Raw genomic sequence first — 18,815 nt, forward strand, 5'->3', positions numbered from 1 at the left:
TCGTTCAGGCCGTCAGCGTGCTCGAGGACTTTTTTACGATCACGCCCAGGTCAGGGGCGTATTCATCGACCAGGGCGCTGGCCAGGGTCATGGTGTACACCGGGTTTTCCAGGAACGGCTTCAGGGCCGCTTTCTGCTCCTGCTTGACGGTGCGCATCAGCAGGTTGTGCGCCGGCGCCACCTTGTTGGCTTGGGTAGTGCCGTTGAAGTACTTGGTGACGTCCTCGGGCGTCAGGGAGAACTCGAACTCCTGCTCTTTGACTTCCAGGGTGATGGTGCGATTGGTCTCGGTCATGGTGCGTTTCCAGTAGTGGGTGGGGTGGTGCAGAAGCTGCGGACGTGGTCCTGCAGCCCCAGGATCATTTGCTTGCTGAGGGCGAGCTGATCGAGGAGGGTGAAATAATCCGATCGAGCGTCTGACGAGAGTTCGGCGGTGCCTCCATCAGCCAGGCCGCCGGCGCCGGGGTTGGTGAGCACGTGTCCTGCAGCTGGGCAGCTGGCTTTGACGAGCAGCCGCTGATCGCGGTAGTCAACAGCACGGCGCAGATCTTGGTTGTTCTTGAGGGCATCACTTAGCTCCTGGGTGTTCTTGGTGTCGTTCGCGGCGGCCGTGGCCAGGCGCTCCCCGGTGATCCGAGCCGCCTCACGAAGGCCTGCGGCTTCGTTCTGCGCCGTGTCGCGCTCCAATCGAGCGGTATTGCGCTGCTGCAGCACCTGGTCAAACACAAGCCAGCCGGAAAGGCCGACCAGAAGCACCACCAAGAGCAGCCGAATCGGGGAAAGGGTCATGAGGCGCACAACCTCGCTTCATCCAGCTGGCGGGCGTGCAGGCCGCGCACAAACACCTTGTTGCCCTTGGCGTCGGTCACGTAGGCCCATACCGGCCGGCCATCCGGCCCCCAAGCCAGCGCCTTGCAGCCTTCAGCAATGCGGCCGGCATTGATGAGCGCCAGGGCGCGGCTCGCGCAGGTCGCAGGTGTTCCAAAGTGGTGGCCGTGGCTGCTGAGGGCGTCGAACGTGTTCTGGCTGACCTTGTCGTTGGTCAGGCAGTCCGCCAGGCCTAATTGGCCCTTCTCGACCACCAGCTGCTCCACCTCGGCGCAGCGCGCCGGCGACCAGTAATCCCCCACCACCACTGGCTCCGGGCTGGTGTAGCGGGTGATGCCCTTGCATACAGTGGGCAGGCCCCGGGCCAGCTTGTCGGCGTAGACAACGTTCTGCCCCTCGCCTTCCCACTTGCCCAGGAAGGCCATCAGGGTGCTGCTGCCCAGCACAAGCGTGACGGCGCCGGTCAGGATCTTGTTGCGCAGGCTCATTACTTGCCTCTCCAATCGCGCAGCATCTGGCGATACTTCGGGACCAACAGCAGGATCTGCAGCACCATGTAGAGCGCAGTCAGCATGTAGGCCACGGACGACCAGTCGACGGCACCGGTCGCGCCGGTGGCCGCCACGCCAATCGCCGGCGCCGCTTTCACGACGGCAATGGCTGTGTCTTGGGCAGCTTGATTGGCGCTCATCGGAGCCCCCGTTTCTCAGCAGCGGATTGGCAAGGAACGCATCGCTCTTTGCCGCCAAGCGCCTGGCGCGCCGCCGGGATCTCACCGTCACAGTCCTTGCAATGGGTCAGGCTTGGCCCGGTCGGACGCGCACCGGCCAGGGCGGCGCTGATCGCCTGGTCGCGCTGCCGCTGCTCCACGTCCTGGGCGCGATCGAACGGGCAAACCATCAGGTCAGGTCCTCGATCTCGGCAGCGGACAGGTACGGCACGCCGTCGATCTTGATGAAGTCCGGGCTGGTGACGTCGAACGGCAACTTGTGGGTGGTTTTCGCCCCGCCTTTGGGATCGATGCTGAGCAGGCTGGAAATGCGCAGCTTGCAGCCGAAGGCCTCGATGCGGCACTCCTCGTCCCCGACTTTGCCGAAGAAGACGATGTCGAACGGCTCCAGCTCCCGGAAGCTGCCTGCAGACTTGGCCTGGGCGACGATCAACCTGAAGTTGGTGTTGTCGACCTCGAGCTCGCCCGCAGCGCCTACGTCACCGTCGACCCAGCCGTTCGGCACGCCCCGGGTTTGCGCGGTGGTGCTGTTATCAGTGATGTCCAGCGTGGCTGCTTCGACATGAAGCTTGTTGTCGCCCAGGTTGACGTCAAAGTTCTTGCCACTAAGTTTTGCCGACATGGGTTACTCCGAGGCGTCGTTGGAAAGATCCAGCGCGATGTTCGCGGTGATGTCTTTCGGGCAGTTGAGGGGGCGCAGGGTCAGGTAGGCCACGACAGCGGTCTTGCTGAGCCAGTTGATGACGATGTCGCCATCCTTCGGCTGCTGGATCTCGCCCGGGAAAACCTGAGTGCCGACGGTGGTGGACTTGGCCATGGCGCGCAGCGGGGCCATCAGCTTGCTGATGTTGCTCGCCATGCTGTTGGCCGAGCTGTTCAGGCGGCGATCAGCGATGCGCTGAATCAACAGGATCCGAACGCGGCGGGCCGCCTTGTCCACAACCCGCAGGTTCTCGATCACCTGGTAGTCGCTGCCCGGGGCATCCAGCAGGTTGCCATCGGCCCAGAAGACCCCCGGATAGTCCGCGTAGGTCTGCGGTACCGAGAGACGGGCGGCATCCAGCACTTTCAAGGTGGCCGTCTGCAACGGAACACCGTCCTTGTCGACCGGGGTATCCCCAAGGCCGAGCACGGCACCGGTGGCGACCCGCATGGGACTGTCCGCAACGCTGACGGCGGCATTGGCCAGGCGCCCGGCCAGTACGCCCAGGTTGTTGCCGTGCAGCTGCGGAACGGCCATCACCCGGGGTGCTGAAATGCCTTCGGTAATATCCTTCTGGGCGATCTGGTATTCGCTCCAGGTCTGCGGAGCCAGGATGCCCGGCGTGGCTGCCATCACGAATAGACGACGGGCATAGGTGTTGCCGATGGCGACAGCTGCCTCATTCATCGCAGCCAGATCGGCGCCGGCCGTCACCGGCTTGGTGATCACGACCGCCTCGACCGAGTAGCCATGTTGCATGGCCTTGGTCAATGCGTCTTGCCAGGTATCGGTGGTGCCTTGGGGCATGGCCAGGCACGCCCAGCGATCGCCGCCATTGAGGCGGGCTGCTGTGATCTGGGTTTTCAGGTCACTGGCAGCAACCCCCAGCTGCACGTCCAGATCACTGTCTTGGTTCAAGGCGAGGATCTGGCCGGTGTTTTTGGACGCGGGGCCGATGTAAAGGAAATAGCGCTCAACTTCGGTCACAGCACCCTGGCCGAGGTTGAGATTGTTGACGCTGACATTGCCGAGTGCCATGTACGCCTCGTTAAACAGGTGAGTTGAGGATCTGGCGCAGCACCAGGTTCACCAGCTCGCTGGTTTCGCTGTTGCTCGCGCCCAGGAACTGGCGGGCCGGAAGGGAGATTTCCCAGCTCTGCGCGCCAGAGGTCGCGTTACGTTCGGTGTCCAGAATGCGGATCAGCAGGCCCGCCCGGGCGTAGTTCAGGTGTTCCTGGATCCAGGCCGCAGACGGACGCGTGGCGGCTTTCTTGCCCGGCAAGCGAACCTTGAACCCCAGCTGACGCAGGCGCTTGGCCTGCTTCTGGGTCGCTGCTGTGCCCGGCGGCACTTTGTTCCACTGGCGCATCTGGACTGCTGTCCGGCGCTCGGAAACACCGTTGTGCTGCTGAGAGGCAACCCAACGAGTGAGCGCGTTCCGCCAGCCCAGCTCGGCCTCCTCGCCGCCCAGGCGGGTGACCTCGAGGAGCTTGCCCAGACCCGCCTCCATCTTCTTCTTGCCCTTGGAGGTGTCTTGGCGCGGGGCAAAGGGGGTGCCATCAACGTTCTGCTGGTTGCGGATTCGCTGGCGGCTCAGGGTGCGCACGCGCTTGCTCACGTTGTTGAGCAGGCGTTTGCGCTTGGCCAGGGGGAGGTCGAGCAGGGCTAACAGGTTCTCGGCCTCGAGCATCCCGCGCACGTCCAGAGCCAGGTGATCAGTCGTCATGAGTGGTCACCTCCCCTTCCTCAGCTACCCAGAGCTCGAACGGGGCAAGGGTCCAGGTTCGACCAAGGACCTTGATTTCGCCGGCGGCGTCTTCGACCAGGTGCTGCGGTTCGATGAATTGAACCTTGATATCGACGTCAGCCAGGTCGTTGTCGAGCATGGTCACCTCGAAGGTCACGCTCGGCAGGTCTTCCCGATCCTGGTCGTTCTCCTCGAGCCAACTGCCAACCAGCGCAAACAGGCGTACCGGGTGGTCAGCGAAGCGCTCGATAGCGATGGTGGCGGTGTACTGCATATCGCCCATGTGCAGGCCGTTTTCGCCTGGCTTCCAGACGAGGTCCATTTGAACCTGGTCGGTCCAGCTGTCGAGCTGCTCGGGCTGCACCAACTGACGCTCGATCAGGTAGCGGGTCAGCGCCTGGAGCTTGATCACAGCAGCGCCGCCGTGATGCGGCTACGGCCCTGCAGGGCTCGCACAGCGGCTTGGCTGAATGCCAGGTAGGTTTCAGCGCGTTCTGGAGCTTCCTTACCGGTGTTCTCGGCCACCTCGCGGCGGGTGATAGTCGCAAAGTCGGTCAGGGCGGTTGCCTTGGCCCGGCAGTACACGGCGCGCTTGTACAACTCCACCTTGAAGGTGCGCTCCGGCAGCAGCCGCGAATCGGCGGTGGCTACCTCGGTGATACCAAGGTCACGCCAGCTGGTCATCAGCTTGGCCAGGTCCTGGTTCACTTCGCCCATCGCGATGTTGAGGTGAGTGACCAGCGTCTCGCTCAGGTATTCACCGGGCAGGCGGTAAGCCTTCTGGTACTCAGCCAGGGAGAGGTTCGGCCAGAAGCCGTTGTTCTCGATGATCTGGTCCACCACGGTTGTCGGTTTGCCTGAAAAGCTCATCGCTGGGCACTCGAAAAGGGCGGGAAACACCGTTGCCACGGGGCTGGCCATAAATGGCATGCTCGTTTCACGGGTTCCCGCTGGGGGGGTAGTCGGTTATGGGTTTTCCGGCGGCGGTGCCAACGGTGCCGCCTGTGCTTTGCGCAGGGCCTTGCGGGCGTTTTCGATCCGAGTGCCCACGCCGACCTTCGGATACAGCTCGATGGCACGCTCTAGGTGCTTGATCGCCGTGACCCAGTCCTTTGCCTCCATCGCACGAATGCCGATCAGCTTTTGGTACTTGGCCGGGATCTGCTCTGGCAGGTCCCACTCACCATCCACACGCGGCAGCAGGTCGGACAAGTAAGGCTCGGGGCTGCGACCGGCCTGGTGCTCGTCATAGGCCCATTCGCACACCGCATCGGCAACAAAGGTCGGGATGTCTCGTTTGAAACGCTCCGGCATTTCCTGGCCTTGCCCGATGGCGATGTCTGCCAGTTCTAGGGCGTCCTCGAACTGGGCGGTGTCGAACAACCAAACCATGACCTGCACAAGGACGCGGTTTTGGTACACAAGACCGGATGCCAAGTAGCGCTGGACGTACTCCTGGTACTTGGGCAGCAGCTCGTTGCGCTTGAGATCCTGACGGGTAGCCAGACCCTTGATATCACTTAGGCGGGCCAGATCCGCATCCAGGCCAGCAACCATCAGAGCCAAATGCTTGCGAGCGTTGGCAGGGCTGCTCAGCGCTTCGGCCGGAGAGTACGGCAGCGTGGCAGCGGCGGCTGCAGCGCTTACTGCTGCAACCCCCAAGGCAAGGGTCCGGCGCTTGTGCTGCAGCGCCAAACTCACTGGGCCACCTCAATGTTTTCCATCAAGCCGGCCTTCTCCAGCTGCTCGACCACATAGCCTTCATTGCGGCTGTTGTAGTCCTCGACGCGGGAGCGCTTCGGGTTGTCGACGGTCTGCTTACGCCAGCTGGTGTCCTGGTAGTAGATCGACAGGTTGTCGAAGCTGGTGACCAGGATCGCGTCGACCGGGAAGTTCGGCACGCTGTAAGCCGCCAGGCCGCCATAGGTGGCGATCACTTGCGCCAGCTCGATGCGCTCTTTCTCGGTAGGGGTGTCAGCCTGCTTGCTATACAGCTTCGCCTTATCGGCGGCCAACAGGTCGGAACCGATGATGGCTACCAGATCGCCGTTCTCACGCAGGCGCTCATCGACCAACTGCTTGGCGTCATGCACTGCAGCGTCGAGGTTCGCGTAGTCGCCGTCGACGCCGATGACGATCTTGCCGGCCACTTTGCCTTCGGACAGCACCTGGTGCGGTACATGGGTGCGCAGGATCTGCAGCCAGCCAATGTTCACATCCTGGAGCAGCGGATACAGGGTGATGTCGGTCTGAACGGCGACGTGGGTGCCGTGGAATCCGATCATGATCCGGTCCAGGGCGATCTGCTTCTGCACGGCGGCAGAGTAGCGCTGATGGAAGTCAGGGAACTTGGCCCAGGCATCGATCTTGGCGTACGGCAGGCCCACATCGGACTGAGTGTCGTGCAGTTCGTACTGATTGTTGTCCAGGCCGGAGGCGTCCTTTGCCTCGCGATCGGTGGTCTTGGTGTTGGTACGACCAGTCACCGGGCCATTGGTACCGATGAAGACTTTCTCGCCCTTGATCTCGGACACTGGAACTACGTTGATACGCTCCAGGAAGTCCGACTTCGCAGTGATCGCGTCATTCAGCTCCTGGGTGATCGACGGGTCGACACTGAAGTGCTGGCTGACCAGGTCAACCCCATAGCTCTCGGCCAGAGCCAACTGCAGCTCAGCGAACATTTGCGCACCGTAAGCGCTCAGGTTACGGGCCATGTCAGAGCACCCGCTTTTTCTGGGTTGCAACCGGCGCAGCAGTGCGCGGCAGGTTGCGACCGGTAGGAGTGTTCTTCAGGGCGGTGAATTGCTCCTGGAGGCCCGCCAGGGCTTTCAGCACAGCTTTGTTGCTGTTGCCGCCGTTGCGGGCGAACTCGCGCTGCTCCTCGGCAGTGGTGACGATATCGTCAACCGCAGACTGGACGTCATCGATCGGAGCCTGCTCAGGCTCGGGTGCATCCTCGGCAGCGGGCTCGATCACTGCCTGAATACCGGCGGCGACGACGAGCAGCTGAGCCAGCAGGGCCTTCAGGGCCGTTGCGGTAGCTTCATCCATTTGGGGTTTGCTCTCGGTGGGGGTGGGTTCGATTTCGGTGGTCGCATCGCCCGATGCGAAGCGGTTGAACAGCTTGGTCAGGATGGTGATGAGCTTGCCGGCTTCACCCTTCGGCTCGCCCTCAAGCGGCCCAAGTTCCTGCGAGGCTGCGTAATACGAGGCCTTGCTGGTTTTGTTTGAGAAGTAGAGTTCTTGGGTCCCCAGGCTGGCGGGCTCGTCGGTTACGGCCAAGCCGGTGAGATAAGCCTTGCCGGTGTTTGCGAAATCCGGGGTGATCTCGACGCTGGTGAATAGCTTCTCGCCGCGATCGTTCAGCCACAGCAGCTTGTCGTTGGGCTTCAACTGCGCTTCTAGCGCGACCTGGCCGGGCTGCAGATCCTCTGAGGTTTCGTCCAGACGCACCGCAAAGACGGTGCCGTGGGAGCCCGGCCAGCGCTCGTGGTCGCACCAAATGACAGCGGTATAGGTCGCCGGGGTATAGGTCTCGGCCATATCGCGCAGGTGCTGCGGCAGAATCTCGCGTCCGTCGCAGGTGGGGCCGCTGACAGCGACACGTTTCCAGTAGGAGACAAGGGAGCGTGGCATGGTTGGGAGAGTGCTCGACGGGGTCAGAGGCCCCCACCATAGGCACCGTAAAAAGCTCGGCCAATCACTTTGATTTCGGCCCTCTCCTATTTTTATGATCTAGGAGAATTACGGAATTTTTGTAGGCGTTTCGACGCTGATCGCCGCATAGACTGCGGCCCATGAACTACTCCATCGAAGTCAAAGAGGCCGCTAAACGCCTCTACCTACGCCGGGCATCGGTGAAGGAAATCCAGGCTCAGCTGAAGTTGCCCAACGTACGGATCATCTATTACTGGATCCGCCAAGGGTCGTGGGACGAGATGCTGACGGATGAGGAACCGGTCACTGCTGTGAGCCGGAGGATCACGCTCATCCTGGAAAAGACGGAGCCTTTGACGAAGGGCGAGCTGGACGAGCTCGAGCGCCTGACCACCTTGCGCGAGCGGCTGATTAAGCAATCCAATCGCCCCCAGTCGCCACGGGCAAATGACGCGGCAGTTGATCCCGGCGAGGACGAGGAGCGCAGCCAACGTCAGCGTCGAAGTCAAGGCGATAGGAGCGATCGTTCCGGCAAACGGAAAGAGAAAAAGCTCAAGAACGACATCAGCGCACTGACGGAGGTGGACTTCCTGGAGAAGTTCACCTCCACCATGTTCGGCTATCAGCAGGAGCTGCTCGCCGCCAAGATGAACCCGTTGACGGCACGGATCCGCAACATCCTCAAAAGCCGCCAGATCGGACTCACCTATTACTTCGCTGCCGAAGCGTTTATGGATGCGGTTCTGACCGGTGACAACCAGATATTCCTGTCCGCCAGTCGCTCCCAGTCAGAGGTGTTCCGCAGCTACATCGTTGCCTTCGCCAGCAAGTGGTTCGATATCGAGCTGACCGGCAACCCCATCACCTTGAGCAAGGATGGTAAGCCCTGGGCTGAACTTCGGTTCCTGTCCACCAATGCAAACACTGCCCAGAGCTACCACGGTCACCTCTACGTCGATGAGGTCTTTTGGATCCCTCGCTTCGACAAGATCCAAACCGTCGCCAGTGGTATGGCCGCTCATGCGAAGTGGAGACAGACCTACTTCTCAACGCCCAGTGCAGTTACCCACGAGGCGTACCCCTTCTGGACAGGTGAAACGTTCCGCAACAGCAAACGCGGGAAGAAGGCGGGGGCATGGCCCAGCGAGGCGGAGATCCACGCGGGCACGCTGTGCCCTGATGGCCAGTGGCGCAAGATCATCACGCTGGAAGATGCCATTGCCGGCGGCTGCAATCTGTTCAATATCGACCGCCTGCGCCTGGAGAACGACGAAGAACGCTTCGAGCAGCTGTTCATGTGCAAGTTCATCGACAGCACCCAGTCGGTGTTCAGCTTGGCTGACCTCGAAAAGTCCTACTCCGACCTTGGCCTCTGGGACGATTACGACTCGACCGCCAAACGTCCGTTCGGCAACGCGCCAGTCTGGCTGGGCTACGACCCGAGCCGTACCCGGGACGATGCGACCTGCGTGGTCGTCGCGCCACCTGCTGAACCTGGTGGAAAGTTCCGGATCCTGGAGAAGCACAGCTGGCGAGGGCAGTCTTTCACCCATCAGGCCGCACAGGTCAAGAAGCTCACCGAGCGTTTCAACGTCCAGCACATCGGTATCGATACAACCGGTGTGGGTATCGGCGTGTATGACCTGGTGCGCGACTTCTACCCACGGGCCAAGTCGATCCACTACAGCCTCGAGACGAAAACCACGCTTGTGCTCAAAGCCCAGGACGTCATCCAGGCGGGCCGGATGCAGTGGGACGCCGGCTGGACCGACATCGCCCAGGCGTTCCTGACAATCAAACGCGGCACCACCAACGGCGGGCAGATCACGTTCAGCGCGTCCAGGACCGAGGCCACCGGTCACGCCGACATCGCCTGGTCAATCATGCACGCCCTCTACAACGAGCCCCTGAACACAAACAAGCGGCGCCGCAGCCGCTACCTCACGAGCGGAACCAATGCCCAATCGACGCAGAAACAAAAAGGCAGCGCCGCCGGCGCGGTCGCAACAGCCCACCAGGATGTTCACCTTCGGGGAGCCGGAGCAAGTCCTCAGCGGCAACATCGGCGAGTACCTGGGCGTGTTCCCCAGCGACGACGGCGAGATCTACAAGCCGCCGGTGTCGCGGGCAGGCCTGGCCAAGCTGCTGCGCGCCAACGCGCACCACGGCGCAATCCCCAAGTTCAAGCGCAACCTCATGCTGCGTGAGTTCATCGCGTCGCAAGGCTGCAGCGCGCAGACCATGGCCAAGGCCGCGCTGGACTACATGGTCTTCGGCGAGGCGTATTTCTACCGAATGCCGAACGCCTTCGGGCAGACGGTGGAGCTGGACCACCTGATGGCCATCAACATGCGGGTGAAGGTCAAGGGCGGCTATCGGATGCTACTGCCGGATAACAAATTCGAGGACTTCGACCAGGACGAGATCGTCCACATCAAGGACTACGACGTCGAGCAGAACATCTACGGCATCCCAGACTACCTGGGAGGTCTCCAGGCGCTGCTGCTGAACGAAGCTGCCACCCTCTTCCGCCGGCGCTACTACAGCAACGGCGCACACGCTGGGTACATCTTCTACACCAATGACCCGGACCTCACCGAAGAAGACGAGAACGAACTGCGTGCTCAGATCAGTGCAAGCAAGGGCGTGGGCAACTTCCGATCGATGTTCGTGAACATACCAGGTGGCGCAGAGAACGCCATCAAGATCATCCCAGTGGGCGACTTCCAAGCCAAGGACGAGCTGGAGAAGGTAAAGAACATCACCCGCAACGACATTATCGCAGCATGGCGCATGAACCCCGCGCTGGCCGGCATCATCCCCGAAACCACCGGCGGCTTTGGGGACATTGAGAAGATCGATCGCGTCTACACCAGTAACGAAATCCGCCCCATCTGCCAACTGTTCAACCAGGTCAACAACTCCCTGCGGGAAGACCGACAAATCAGCTGGATAGAGCCCTCCGCCGCGAGCAAAAATACTGATTAAAAACACAGTAAATGGATGAACGTCGCCCAAAATGACGGCATAATGGTGGCATTAAAATCCCGGGGAGGGATCTATGCGGATCTACTGCACAGCCTGCGACCACAAAGGCCGTATCAGCTCGCGGGAAGAAATGACCCGTGCGTACGTAAAACTGTACTGTCAGTGCCTGAATGCCGAGTGCGGACACACCTGGGTGTCAGAACTGACCTTCAAGCACACCCTGCGCGCCCCAGCTCAACGCCAGACCAACCTGCTGCTCGATCACATCAGGAGCTTGCCCGCCGACCGGCAACAGGAACTGTTCCAGCAGCTGGGAATCTCGCCTGCAGCCTGACCTTCTCCCCTCCCCATTCATCGCAAGAGTGCCCCACGCGGGCACTTTCCGTTTCGCCTACAGTCAATCCAACGCCAGATGCCTGCAACGCAGGCATGGTAGCCGCCTGCACGATCGCCATTGATGACGACCGTCTCGGCGCGGCGATACCCGCGCAGCGGCCGTTCGTTCGCCAAAATCGTACCCAGGATGCCAGCAGCCCCACCGAGGCCAGTCCGCGAGCACGAACGTCGCCACAAAATCGCGACCGGCCGCGCCCGATTACCCGCTCTTGCACTGCTGAATCGCCAGCACATCGTGCAGGCGAGGCAGCATGGGTGCAGGGCACTGCCCTGCCGGGGTGCGGGCGAGTAGCCCGCGAAGGTAAAGAATCGAGCGCAGCGAGCTGAGCCCCACGGGCGAAGGCATCATCGATGTTCCCTACATGCGATAGACCAAACACCTCGAAAGCCTCTTTTTTTTCACCCTTCGGGGTTACTGGTTGGGGGATAAAATTCCATTTAATACAAAACCATGCCGGCGACTCCATGGAGCCGCCGGCGGCGCGGGGGAGTTCGAGGGCAAAATGGTCACGCACGACGAAGCCGCCCAGGGAGAGGCGGCTGTGCGTAGAAGAAACTAAGGGAGAAGTGGGTCACCTGGCACGGCCAGGCCTCGCATGGGATGCGATGAGGGGGCTAGGTAGCCTTCTTGGCCTCGGCACTGCGGAGCAGGCGGGCCATTGCACTACTGACCGCTTCAGGGCCCGTGGGGGGCCGCTGAGCGGGGGTATCGGCTGCAGGTGGCCCTACCCCACTGGGTGGCGCCTGTGGCTCTAAGCGTGGCGCTGCTTTGCGCTCCTCGCTCTTTTTCCAGTTATGGCGCTTCTGTTGGCGGTGGAATTCCTCGAGGGAGGCCTTGCTCTGGCGTGCCTCGCGATCGATGACAACCTGGCGAAGCTCTTGCTCGCGCTTCTTGATGGCTGATTTCTTCGCCTTGAGCCACTCATACCTCAGCCCGAGATCCGCCCAGAACTTTTCAGTGAAGCGGACCAGGACGCGAGTGCGGACCAGGTTTAGCCCCGCCTCGTCCTTCTCGTCCAGCCGCACCTTCTCGATGCGTCGGTAAACATAATCTGCCTGCTCGAGGCCGTGCATCAGGCGGTTAAGCGATGGTGCCGATATACCGCTGTCCTCAGCAATGCTGCACTGAGTGTTAAGGAAGAATTGTCCCTGCTCAACGTCGAGCCAGCCCAGCACACCCGTGGCCAGATCGAGGCGCACCAACAGCTGCTCCGCGACCCGTGCCAAGGCCACGAACTTCTCCGAGCGGGTACGGCGACCACCATGGATTGAGTCAAGGGCGCGCAGATACCGACCACGCAACTCGCTGATCTTGTTCAACCGCCAGAGAGACTTGCGAATCAGCGGCTTCTTCAGCTGATCGCTGGAGAGCTTGCGGGGGGCCGAGTAGCGTAGCGGTCGAATGGGGGCGCGCAAACCCGCGTGTGGCTTCTTCTTGTCCACACGGCGTACAGCAGTAGGCCGCTCATTTCCAGAGCGGCCTGTTGCTTGCTTGGCGGCGGTGTCGGGGGGCGAACTCACGGAGTCGGGTTCACCTTATCACTGACAGCGTGCAACCGCGGTTGATCACGCAGCACATCTTCAGCGCGGGTACGCAGCTCGCTGCATCGCGCTTCCGCTGATCGCAGACGCTCAACAAACTCGGGAAGTTTGGCCAGGTCCTGGGCATCGATCCGACCATCAGCCAGGATCTCGCTGCCAAGCGCGACGGTGCTGCCCATGCGGGCCACTAACTGGCCAAACACCCCAACAGGATTTGCGTCGCCACGCAATGCTCGAGCACCTGTCAGACCGTGCCGGCTCGCCAGCTCATTCAAGCAACGATCCTGGTAGTCGTCCTCGAGCGCCTGTACCCAGGCCTCTTCGATCCAGCTGGGCAGGTCAACCTCACCGCTCAACCAACGCCCGACGCGGCGCAGCCATGCACCCGATGCCTTCAGGAAGGTATCGGAATCATTGCCCTGGGCGAGTAGCTCGAAGTCAGGCACATCCTTGGCAATCGCCTTGGTCGGCACCAGGTCGTGCAGTTGGCTACTGAGCGCCTGGGCAAAATGGTCCTGGCTGAACCCTGTGCGGGCGATCATGTCGAGGGCATGCGCCACCAATACCTGGTCGCGAGATACCAGCAGGTGTCGAGGATTGGACGTGTTCATACAGAAGGCCTACTTCTAACCTCTGAGGACGAAATGAAACCGTACGCAGACGGATTCAGGCGTGGCTAGAAAGACTTCTGAGTGAGGGGCATAGGTCAGCTGCCTTGAACTTCCCATTGGTTGCCGCTTCGGCTTTAAGAGCTACAACGGGCCCCATCCCATACTTGCCACGAACCCACCCAGACACAGTTCCTTGGTTGACGTGCAGCACCTCTGCAACAGCGCTTTGCGTGCCGAAATGCTTTACGAAAGATTGATAGATGTTCATGGCAAGCCCTAAAAATGGGAATTCCCATAAGACTACACATAGGAATTCCTATTTGCAAGAAAATGGGTGCTCCCATATTGTCCTGCCCATGGAATATAAAGACCGTCTCAAAGCTGCTAGGCAGCATGCGCGCTTGACCCAAGGCCAACTGGCTGAAGCTATTGGCATTACCCAGACGTCTGTTTCGGATCTGGAACGTGGAAAGTCCAAGGGCACCACCTTTAACGCCAGGATCGCTCAGGCGTGCGGCGTGAATGCTCTTTGGCTCGAAAATGGGATAGGAGAGATGGTGCCCAGCGGGGACCACGCTAACGTCTCCCCAATGCTTCAGCCACACCGCGAGGCTAGGGAGTACCCTTTACTCACCTGGGTTGTGGCAGGCGAGCGTATTGAGTCCTCCGTATCTCACCCAACAGGTATCGCGGAGGAGTGGCTTAGCTCCACCGAAAATGCTGGTCCGCACGGCTATTGGCTTGCGGTTAAGGGCAAGTCGATGACTTCGGATACACCACCTAGCTTTCCCGAGGGCACTCCGATCCTAATCCGCCCCGAGGGTTTCGAGGTCATTAGCGGAAAGTTTTACATCGCTCGGCACATCGGCACAGGCGAACACACTTTCAAGCAGTACGTCCTGGACAGTGGCGTGGGCTACCTAGTCCCACTCAACCCCGAATATCAAACTGTCGTCTTGGACGACAACTGGGAAATCGTCGGCCGGGCGATCGACGCCAAAATCACCGGAATGTAACTGAGTATTTTATGGACAACGACGAAAAACCCGGCAAGGTTCCGGACTCGGATGACCCCGTCAGTAATAGTCTTGGAGCGCTGTATGCAGTGTCGGTCTACCAAGCTAGAGCCACGTTGACCCTGGCAAAAGCTTTGGAGGCTGATCCGGCGACATCCTCTGAGGTGAAGGAAGCCGCTAAGACGTCCCTACACATCATAGATGCCATAATTGGGGCTCTCGAGACAGCTGTAGGCAACGAAGAATTGACGAAGGCCATCAAAAAGGGAGCTGGCTTGAGCGATGAGTAACATCGATGTCAGCATGCTCCAACGGGAGATCGCCCGCCTGAAAGCGGACAGAGCCGGCAGTGACAATGGATCTGGAGGAGGCCATACTGGTGGCGGAACCCCTCCCGGAGGTAATGAAATGGACACGCGAGTGGCCCGCTTAGAAAGTGATGTCGAGTACATCAAACGCGATATCAATGATATCAAGAGCGAGCTTCGCCAGATGGGTAGTGATATTGGCACAATTAAGCTGATGCTTGGCACCTTCGGCGGAGGCCTAACAGTAGCTCTAGGCATTTTCGCATGGATTGCTAACAATCGATTCGACTCAATCATCGCGATGCTGGCCAAGTAAGCATCGACACATCGTCCATCACAACCTCCCGCTGCAGCTCCTCCAGGTAGAAGAATGACTCATTGTCTTTCTCATAGCTGCAGGAGGGGCAGCAGAACCTACCTTCATCAATCCAGCCCGGCGCGATGCCAAGCTGTGAATAGATTTCCTGGTCACACTCATGACAAGGTCTACATAGGCGCACGCTTCTACGCAAACGATCTGCACGCTGTCGAGCACTCGTCCAGGTCTCACCTGGTCGAGCGATCGCGGCCACTTCCGCATCGGTCAAAACCGCACTCAACGTCCTGCCTCCCCGATCGATCGTAAGAAGCCATGCCAAGCGACCAGGCAACACTCTTGCTTGAAGTAGGCCTTCACCTTTTCTCGGTTGGCTGGATCCACCGCTTCGCGCAGGCTCATCCTACGAACTGTGGTATAGTCACGTTCGGACATGGTTGATTCCCTAAAAATTGGTCAGTCCTGCCTAGACAGCGGTTGCCGCCGCTGTCCAGGCGCCTCTCAATCAGGTTGATGCCTGAGCACCACCACCTCCCCCTCCTGATTCAGCCTGGCCTGTTCGGCCACATGGTCGCGCCCCACATCCACGCGGATGTCCAAGGCGTACCCTTGATACCAATTCTGGCTACCCTGGATCTTCACAGCGTGCTTGCGTAACCAACGATATCGATCAGCGTCGCGTCGTAACTCAAGCTCGTCTTGGCCGATCACTGTGATGCTCTGCCCTTTTTAGCTGGCTGGCACTGGGTTACGGCCCCAGGTGGCGCGCTATGAACCACAATATGGCCTTGTCCAATCTTGAAGTTCTTGATGACTGCAATACAGACGTTCCAGACTTCCTGGGCTACGGTTTCTCCCGCTTCCACCACGTTGCCCTGGTCATCGATGATCGCCAGGCGCGCTGGTCGACCGTCTGAGGTGGTAAAGCGATAGCCCGTTGTCACGTTGGCACTGATGCAGCCGTGCTCGAGGGTACCGGTCTTAGGAATTCCAATCATGCTGGTACTCCTTCACCCACTAGGTTGAGCGCGTGATTATTGACGATTGCCGCAATGGTATGAGCCTGTAGGTCGCGGCTACCTTGCAAAGTGAGGACTTCCCCCCAAGCTTCTGACTCAATAGCGGAGTTCAGTTCGGCGATCGCTTTGCGATAATGGGCAAGGGCTGTTTCCAGCTGTTTTTTCGCTTGGGTGGGCAGTGCAACATAGACAGTCATATAGCCCCCTCAAGCCGCACTACGATAGTTGGCAACGAGCTCTTGAACGCAACCATTCAGCAACTCGTAGGCTAGCGAGCGATCACTTGGCAACAGCACAGGAAGGGTCAAGCACACGCCATCCAACTCGAAGCGGAAAGCGGCACGTTTCGGATCAAACGCACTTTGACGAATCAACAGTGCCAGGTCCTCAACACCATCGACCGGCAGATACCAAGTGCCGCGCTTCTCTCGCACCGCATCGCGCAGCATCGACTCCAGATCGCTGACCAGCAAGTACTCGCCCACCTCCGGAATACCAATTGGCAATGCGACACCATTCGCCAGCGACTCGATGAAAACAGCCAACCGAGTGCCGTTGTCCTCGCGCTTTGCCAAGGTAATGGTGTTGACGGAATCGCCCAGCTCAACCCTAGCGGTCACGCCCTCACAGCACTGCTCAATGACAACGCGCACCATGGTTCGGACTGCGGAAGTAACTCCATCATGAAGGTCGTGGTGATAGGAACCGTTGAGGTTGACCTGACGGGCCAACTCATGACGGCTGAGCAAGGAAAGGCGATACGACAGGGTAGTCATTGGAAGGTCCTCGATTGATTACGAGACCAAATATAGGAACACCCATATATCAAGTCAACAGGAATTCCTATATTTCTCCTATGTCACCTATGGTGATTGGTCCAACACAACTGGATAGCTCCACCGTCTAGACGGGTCAACCGCACGCTTTCCTCGACATCCAACTGGTCCAACAGCTTGTCCCAATCGTCAACACGCTCCCCTGGTAAGCGTGATATCACCGTTCGCCGCCTTTCCTGTGCTGCCGAGCTATTCACCTGGCGGTGGATACGTTGCATAAGCTGCTCGAAACGCGATGGGGATAGGAGGGGAAAGCAGGTAGGAGCGGTAGACATAAGCTGATCCATAAGCACTGTACACGCATACAGTATAAATTTTCGCCTGCGGAAGGCAACATGCCACTACTACCAATCCTCACTGGCCACCCAATCACCGCTCCGCCGGTTGATCTGAAGTACTCGATGCTGACCTGTACGGGAGAACAGCTGGACATCAATGGTGCGACCGGACCGGTCTGCTGCACCGACCCCCCGCATGTAGATGACGATCCGTTCGAATGTGTCCATAACCAACTGCCGAACCTGTTCGCGGGCAGCATAGTCCCCAGCCTCGACCTGGCCCGCCAGCTCTGCCCAACGCTCGGCGTGTGCGGGTCGCTTTACGCTGGAAAAGGCCGATACCTGGTGCTCCAGGTCCTTCACCTTCTGCTCTGCAGCTCCCTGAAGTTGCTCTAGCTCACGGGCCTTACGGATAAACGCCAACGGCGCCGCGCCAGTGTCATCGGCAAGCAGGGCATTGGTCACTTTCCCGAGTTGGCTCGTCAGCTTGTCGACTTCGGCTCGGGCAGAAACCAGTTGGTGCTGGAGACCGCGCCCGTCATCCCCATCTTGCAGTAACCGCTGCAGGTTGAACTGGTCAGAGCAAAAGTTGAGTAGCGCTCGCTCAATTGGTACGACGCTGCAGCTGCCGCCGGCTGAACAGCCGCCGTTTTTGCTGTAAGAGGTGCAGTGCAGCCGCCGATAACCATCCGCAAGGGTGCCATCTGCTCGCTGGCGATTCATGAGGTTCTGTGCAACCAATGCCGTGCCGCAATAGCCGCAGATGGCCAGGCCAACACCGGTCACAATCCCAGGAATCTCACCGTGACCTCGACGACGAAGCCGCTGACCAGTCAGGTGCTGCAGCTCCCCCCATTCCGCCTCCGATAAGATCCGGGGGTAGTATTCCTCTAGCTCGTAGTCCTCGCCATCCAGGCTCAACCGCTTCACTCCGCGAAGGGCTGGCAACTTGATCAGCCGGTAGATCTGCAGTCCTGATATCCCCCAGTCAGTCAGCTCGTGGCCTTCCTGATGCATAACCTTTGCAGCCCGGCTTGCCCCCATCCCTTGGCGGTACAGCGTCAAGGCGCGCTGAACAGCTGCGACTCGCTCGGGGATCAATTCCCAGGCCAGGCCATTCCAGCGTACCCACTGGGGGTCTTTGCCGTTGCGGATCAGGCCTCGATACGTGCCAGCCTGCCATCCCTCGCACTGCCGCCGGATCGCCGCCTTGACCCGTTTGCTCTTGGTATCGGATTCCTCATGGGCGCGGATCATGACGAGCAGCGAATAGACCAGGTCCATTGGCTGCGCCTTCAGGCCAGCTCGGTTGTACTCACGGCCATCGCTGGCCGTCACGACAGTGATCCCTGCGTTGATGATCTGAGCCAACTGGGCCTGGGCCTGTATCGGCTCAGCCCGACTCAGTCGGTCCAGGCCCTCAACGACCAGGACCGACCCATCCGCGATACGTCCGTTGTCGATCGCCTCCAGGAACACACCCAACGCGCCTTGCTTGACGTGCTTTTGGTGATAGGCCGACAGACCTTCATCTCTGAGCGATAACGTGTCATCGAGGACGAGGCCCTTGCTGGCAGCCCATTGCTGGGCGTACTGCAACTGACGGTCGGCGCTACTGCCGGTCGCTTGCCGGGGATCGGAAAACCTCAAATAGCTGTATACTCGCGCGCCGTTTTTAGCCATTACGAAAAAAATAACCCTGATGAGGATCATCCTATGATGACAGAGAAACCACCGCGTATAGGAATGATATCGTTGGGGTGCCCTAGCGATGCCTAAAATATACTTTTGATGTGAAAAACGAGACAAACAAAAGCCCGCTTAAGCGGGCTTTTTG

Annotated in this window: 28 protein-coding genes; 7 read left to right on the top strand and 21 right to left on the bottom strand. The window is 59.9% G+C overall.

The window, feature by feature from the left end; translation table 11 throughout:
• Window positions 1-4 precede the first annotated feature (4 nt).
• From ACK1VC_RS25715 to ACK1VC_RS25775, 13 genes are all read right to left on the bottom strand, one after another.
• Window positions 5-295: a putative phage tail assembly chaperone gene (locus ACK1VC_RS25715; RefSeq protein WP_449118114.1), complete on the bottom strand. Its 291-nt coding sequence runs from the start codon at window positions 293-295 to the stop codon at window positions 5-7.
• Window positions 292-789: a lysis system i-spanin subunit Rz gene (locus ACK1VC_RS25720; protein WP_449118115.1), complete on the bottom strand. Its 498-nt coding sequence runs from the start codon at window positions 787-789 to the stop codon at window positions 292-294. Before ACK1VC_RS25720 ends, ACK1VC_RS25715 begins: the two co-directional genes overlap by 4 nt.
• The gene (locus ACK1VC_RS25725) at window positions 786-1,316 is read right to left on the bottom strand and encodes a lysozyme (protein WP_449118116.1); all 531 of its coding nucleotides are present in this window, start codon (window positions 1,314-1,316) and stop codon (window positions 786-788) included. Before ACK1VC_RS25725 ends, ACK1VC_RS25720 begins: the two co-directional genes overlap by 4 nt.
• A complete protein-coding gene (locus ACK1VC_RS25730) occupies window positions 1,316-1,519 on the bottom strand; it encodes a hypothetical protein (protein WP_449118117.1) in 204 nt (67 codons plus the stop codon). The genes ACK1VC_RS25725 and ACK1VC_RS25730 overlap by 1 nt, the downstream gene beginning before the upstream one ends.
• On the bottom strand, window positions 1,516-1,728 hold the full coding sequence (locus ACK1VC_RS25735) for a TraR/DksA family transcriptional regulator (protein WP_449118118.1): 213 nt from the start codon (window positions 1,726-1,728) through the stop codon (window positions 1,516-1,518). The genes ACK1VC_RS25730 and ACK1VC_RS25735 overlap by 4 nt, the downstream gene beginning before the upstream one ends.
• Entirely contained in the window at window positions 1,728-2,180 is a 453-nt protein-coding gene (locus ACK1VC_RS25740) for a phage protein (protein WP_054830748.1), read from the bottom strand. The genes ACK1VC_RS25735 and ACK1VC_RS25740 overlap by 1 nt, the downstream gene beginning before the upstream one ends.
• A 3-nt stretch (window positions 2,181-2,183) precedes the next feature.
• Window positions 2,184-3,299: a DUF2586 domain-containing protein gene (locus tag ACK1VC_RS25745; RefSeq protein WP_449118119.1), complete on the bottom strand. Its 1,116-nt coding sequence runs from the start codon at window positions 3,297-3,299 to the stop codon at window positions 2,184-2,186.
• Between the two features lie 10 nt (window positions 3,300-3,309).
• Window positions 3,310-3,987, bottom strand: coding sequence for a phage virion morphogenesis protein (locus ACK1VC_RS25750; RefSeq protein ID WP_449118120.1), 678 nt, complete (start codon window positions 3,985-3,987; stop codon window positions 3,310-3,312).
• Window positions 3,977-4,420: a phage tail protein gene (locus ACK1VC_RS25755; protein ID WP_449118121.1), complete on the bottom strand. Its 444-nt coding sequence runs from the start codon at window positions 4,418-4,420 to the stop codon at window positions 3,977-3,979. The genes ACK1VC_RS25750 and ACK1VC_RS25755 overlap by 11 nt, the downstream gene beginning before the upstream one ends.
• Window positions 4,417-4,878 (bottom strand): head completion/stabilization protein, encoded by a 462-nt coding sequence (locus tag ACK1VC_RS25760; RefSeq protein WP_449118122.1) that lies wholly within the window; start codon window positions 4,876-4,878, stop codon window positions 4,417-4,419. Before ACK1VC_RS25760 ends, ACK1VC_RS25755 begins: the two co-directional genes overlap by 4 nt.
• A gap of 96 nt (window positions 4,879-4,974) precedes the next feature.
• Entirely contained in the window at window positions 4,975-5,709 is a 735-nt protein-coding gene (gene gpM, locus ACK1VC_RS25765) for a phage terminase small subunit (RefSeq protein ID WP_449118123.1), read from the bottom strand.
• The gene (locus tag ACK1VC_RS25770; protein ID WP_449118124.1) at window positions 5,706-6,725 is read right to left on the bottom strand and encodes a phage major capsid protein, P2 family; all 1,020 of its coding nucleotides are present in this window, start codon (window positions 6,723-6,725) and stop codon (window positions 5,706-5,708) included. Before ACK1VC_RS25770 ends, gpM begins: the two co-directional genes overlap by 4 nt.
• Window position 6,726: 1 nt before the next feature.
• Window positions 6,727-7,647, bottom strand: coding sequence for a GPO family capsid scaffolding protein (locus tag ACK1VC_RS25775; RefSeq protein WP_449118125.1), 921 nt, complete (start codon window positions 7,645-7,647; stop codon window positions 6,727-6,729).
• A 161-nt stretch (window positions 7,648-7,808) separates the two neighbouring features.
• Here ACK1VC_RS25775 and ACK1VC_RS25780 point away from each other — a divergent pair, with 161 nt between their 5' ends.
• From ACK1VC_RS25780 to ACK1VC_RS25790, 3 genes are all read left to right on the top strand, one after another.
• On the top strand, window positions 7,809-9,875 hold the full coding sequence (locus tag ACK1VC_RS25780; protein WP_449118126.1) for a terminase large subunit domain-containing protein: 2,067 nt from the start codon (window positions 7,809-7,811) through the stop codon (window positions 9,873-9,875).
• On the top strand, window positions 9,787-10,656 hold the full coding sequence (locus ACK1VC_RS25785) for a phage portal protein (RefSeq protein WP_449118142.1): 870 nt from the start codon (window positions 9,787-9,789) through the stop codon (window positions 10,654-10,656). The genes ACK1VC_RS25780 and ACK1VC_RS25785 overlap by 89 nt, the downstream gene beginning before the upstream one ends.
• A gap of 73 nt (window positions 10,657-10,729) precedes the next feature.
• The gene (locus tag ACK1VC_RS25790; RefSeq protein ID WP_449118127.1) at window positions 10,730-10,990 is read left to right on the top strand and encodes an ogr/Delta-like zinc finger family protein; all 261 of its coding nucleotides are present in this window, start codon (window positions 10,730-10,732) and stop codon (window positions 10,988-10,990) included.
• 677 nt (window positions 10,991-11,667) lie between these two features.
• Here the strand turns inward: ACK1VC_RS25790 and ACK1VC_RS25795 are convergent.
• The 3 genes from ACK1VC_RS25795 to ACK1VC_RS25805 form a co-directional block, all read right to left on the bottom strand.
• Window positions 11,668-12,573: a hypothetical protein gene (locus tag ACK1VC_RS25795; RefSeq protein ID WP_449118128.1), complete on the bottom strand. Its 906-nt coding sequence runs from the start codon at window positions 12,571-12,573 to the stop codon at window positions 11,668-11,670.
• On the bottom strand, window positions 12,570-13,136 hold the full coding sequence (locus ACK1VC_RS25800) for a hypothetical protein (protein ID WP_449118129.1): 567 nt from the start codon (window positions 13,134-13,136) through the stop codon (window positions 12,570-12,572). The genes ACK1VC_RS25795 and ACK1VC_RS25800 overlap by 4 nt, the downstream gene beginning before the upstream one ends.
• A gap of 124 nt (window positions 13,137-13,260) precedes the next feature.
• Entirely contained in the window at window positions 13,261-13,473 is a 213-nt protein-coding gene (locus ACK1VC_RS25805; RefSeq protein ID WP_449118130.1) for a Cro/CI family transcriptional regulator, read from the bottom strand.
• An 88-nt stretch (window positions 13,474-13,561) separates the two neighbouring features.
• Here ACK1VC_RS25805 and ACK1VC_RS25810 point away from each other — a divergent pair, with 88 nt between their 5' ends.
• The 3 genes from ACK1VC_RS25810 to ACK1VC_RS25820 are packed head-to-tail and all read left to right on the top strand — an operon-like array spanning window position 13,562 to window position 14,845.
• Window positions 13,562-14,221, top strand: a complete 660-nt coding sequence (locus ACK1VC_RS25810; protein ID WP_449118131.1) for an XRE family transcriptional regulator — start codon at window positions 13,562-13,564, stop codon at window positions 14,219-14,221.
• A gap of 11 nt (window positions 14,222-14,232) precedes the next feature.
• Window positions 14,233-14,511 carry a hypothetical protein gene (locus ACK1VC_RS25815; RefSeq protein WP_449118132.1) on the top strand — a complete coding sequence of 93 codons (279 nt, stop codon included), beginning with the start codon at window positions 14,233-14,235 and terminating at the stop codon, window positions 14,509-14,511.
• Window positions 14,504-14,845, top strand: coding sequence for a hypothetical protein (locus ACK1VC_RS25820; protein ID WP_449118133.1), 342 nt, complete (start codon window positions 14,504-14,506; stop codon window positions 14,843-14,845). Before ACK1VC_RS25815 ends, ACK1VC_RS25820 begins: the two co-directional genes overlap by 8 nt.
• A 279-nt stretch (window positions 14,846-15,124) precedes the next feature.
• Here ACK1VC_RS25820 and ACK1VC_RS25825 read toward each other — a convergent pair whose 3' ends face one another.
• On the bottom strand, window positions 15,125-15,280 hold the full coding sequence (locus ACK1VC_RS25825) for a hypothetical protein (protein WP_449118134.1): 156 nt from the start codon (window positions 15,278-15,280) through the stop codon (window positions 15,125-15,127).
• Window positions 15,281-15,615: 335 nt separating this feature from the next.
• On the opposite strand from ACK1VC_RS25825, the gene ACK1VC_RS25830 reads away from it, so the two are divergent.
• A complete protein-coding gene (locus ACK1VC_RS25830) occupies window positions 15,616-15,762 on the top strand; it encodes a hypothetical protein (RefSeq protein WP_449118135.1) in 147 nt (48 codons plus the stop codon).
• Between the two features lie 77 nt (window positions 15,763-15,839).
• Here ACK1VC_RS25830 and ACK1VC_RS25835 read toward each other — a convergent pair whose 3' ends face one another.
• The 4 genes from ACK1VC_RS25835 to ACK1VC_RS25850 all read right to left on the bottom strand — a co-directional run bounded on the left by ACK1VC_RS25835 (window position 15,840) and on the right by ACK1VC_RS25850 (window position 18,661).
• The gene (locus tag ACK1VC_RS25835) at window positions 15,840-16,061 is read right to left on the bottom strand and encodes a hypothetical protein (RefSeq protein WP_449118136.1); all 222 of its coding nucleotides are present in this window, start codon (window positions 16,059-16,061) and stop codon (window positions 15,840-15,842) included.
• Between the two features lie 9 nt (window positions 16,062-16,070).
• On the bottom strand, window positions 16,071-16,640 hold the full coding sequence (locus tag ACK1VC_RS25840) for a hypothetical protein (RefSeq protein ID WP_449118137.1): 570 nt from the start codon (window positions 16,638-16,640) through the stop codon (window positions 16,071-16,073).
• An 83-nt stretch (window positions 16,641-16,723) separates the two neighbouring features.
• Window positions 16,724-16,987 carry a DUF1654 domain-containing protein gene (locus ACK1VC_RS25845; protein ID WP_449118138.1) on the bottom strand — a complete coding sequence of 88 codons (264 nt, stop codon included), beginning with the start codon at window positions 16,985-16,987 and terminating at the stop codon, window positions 16,724-16,726.
• 57 nt (window positions 16,988-17,044) lie between these two features.
• Window positions 17,045-18,661: a recombinase family protein gene (locus ACK1VC_RS25850; protein ID WP_449118143.1), complete on the bottom strand. Its 1,617-nt coding sequence runs from the start codon at window positions 18,659-18,661 to the stop codon at window positions 17,045-17,047.
• Window positions 18,662-18,815: the final 154 nt, after the last annotated feature.

This window comes from Pseudomonas sp. XP2 (assembly GCF_053557975.1).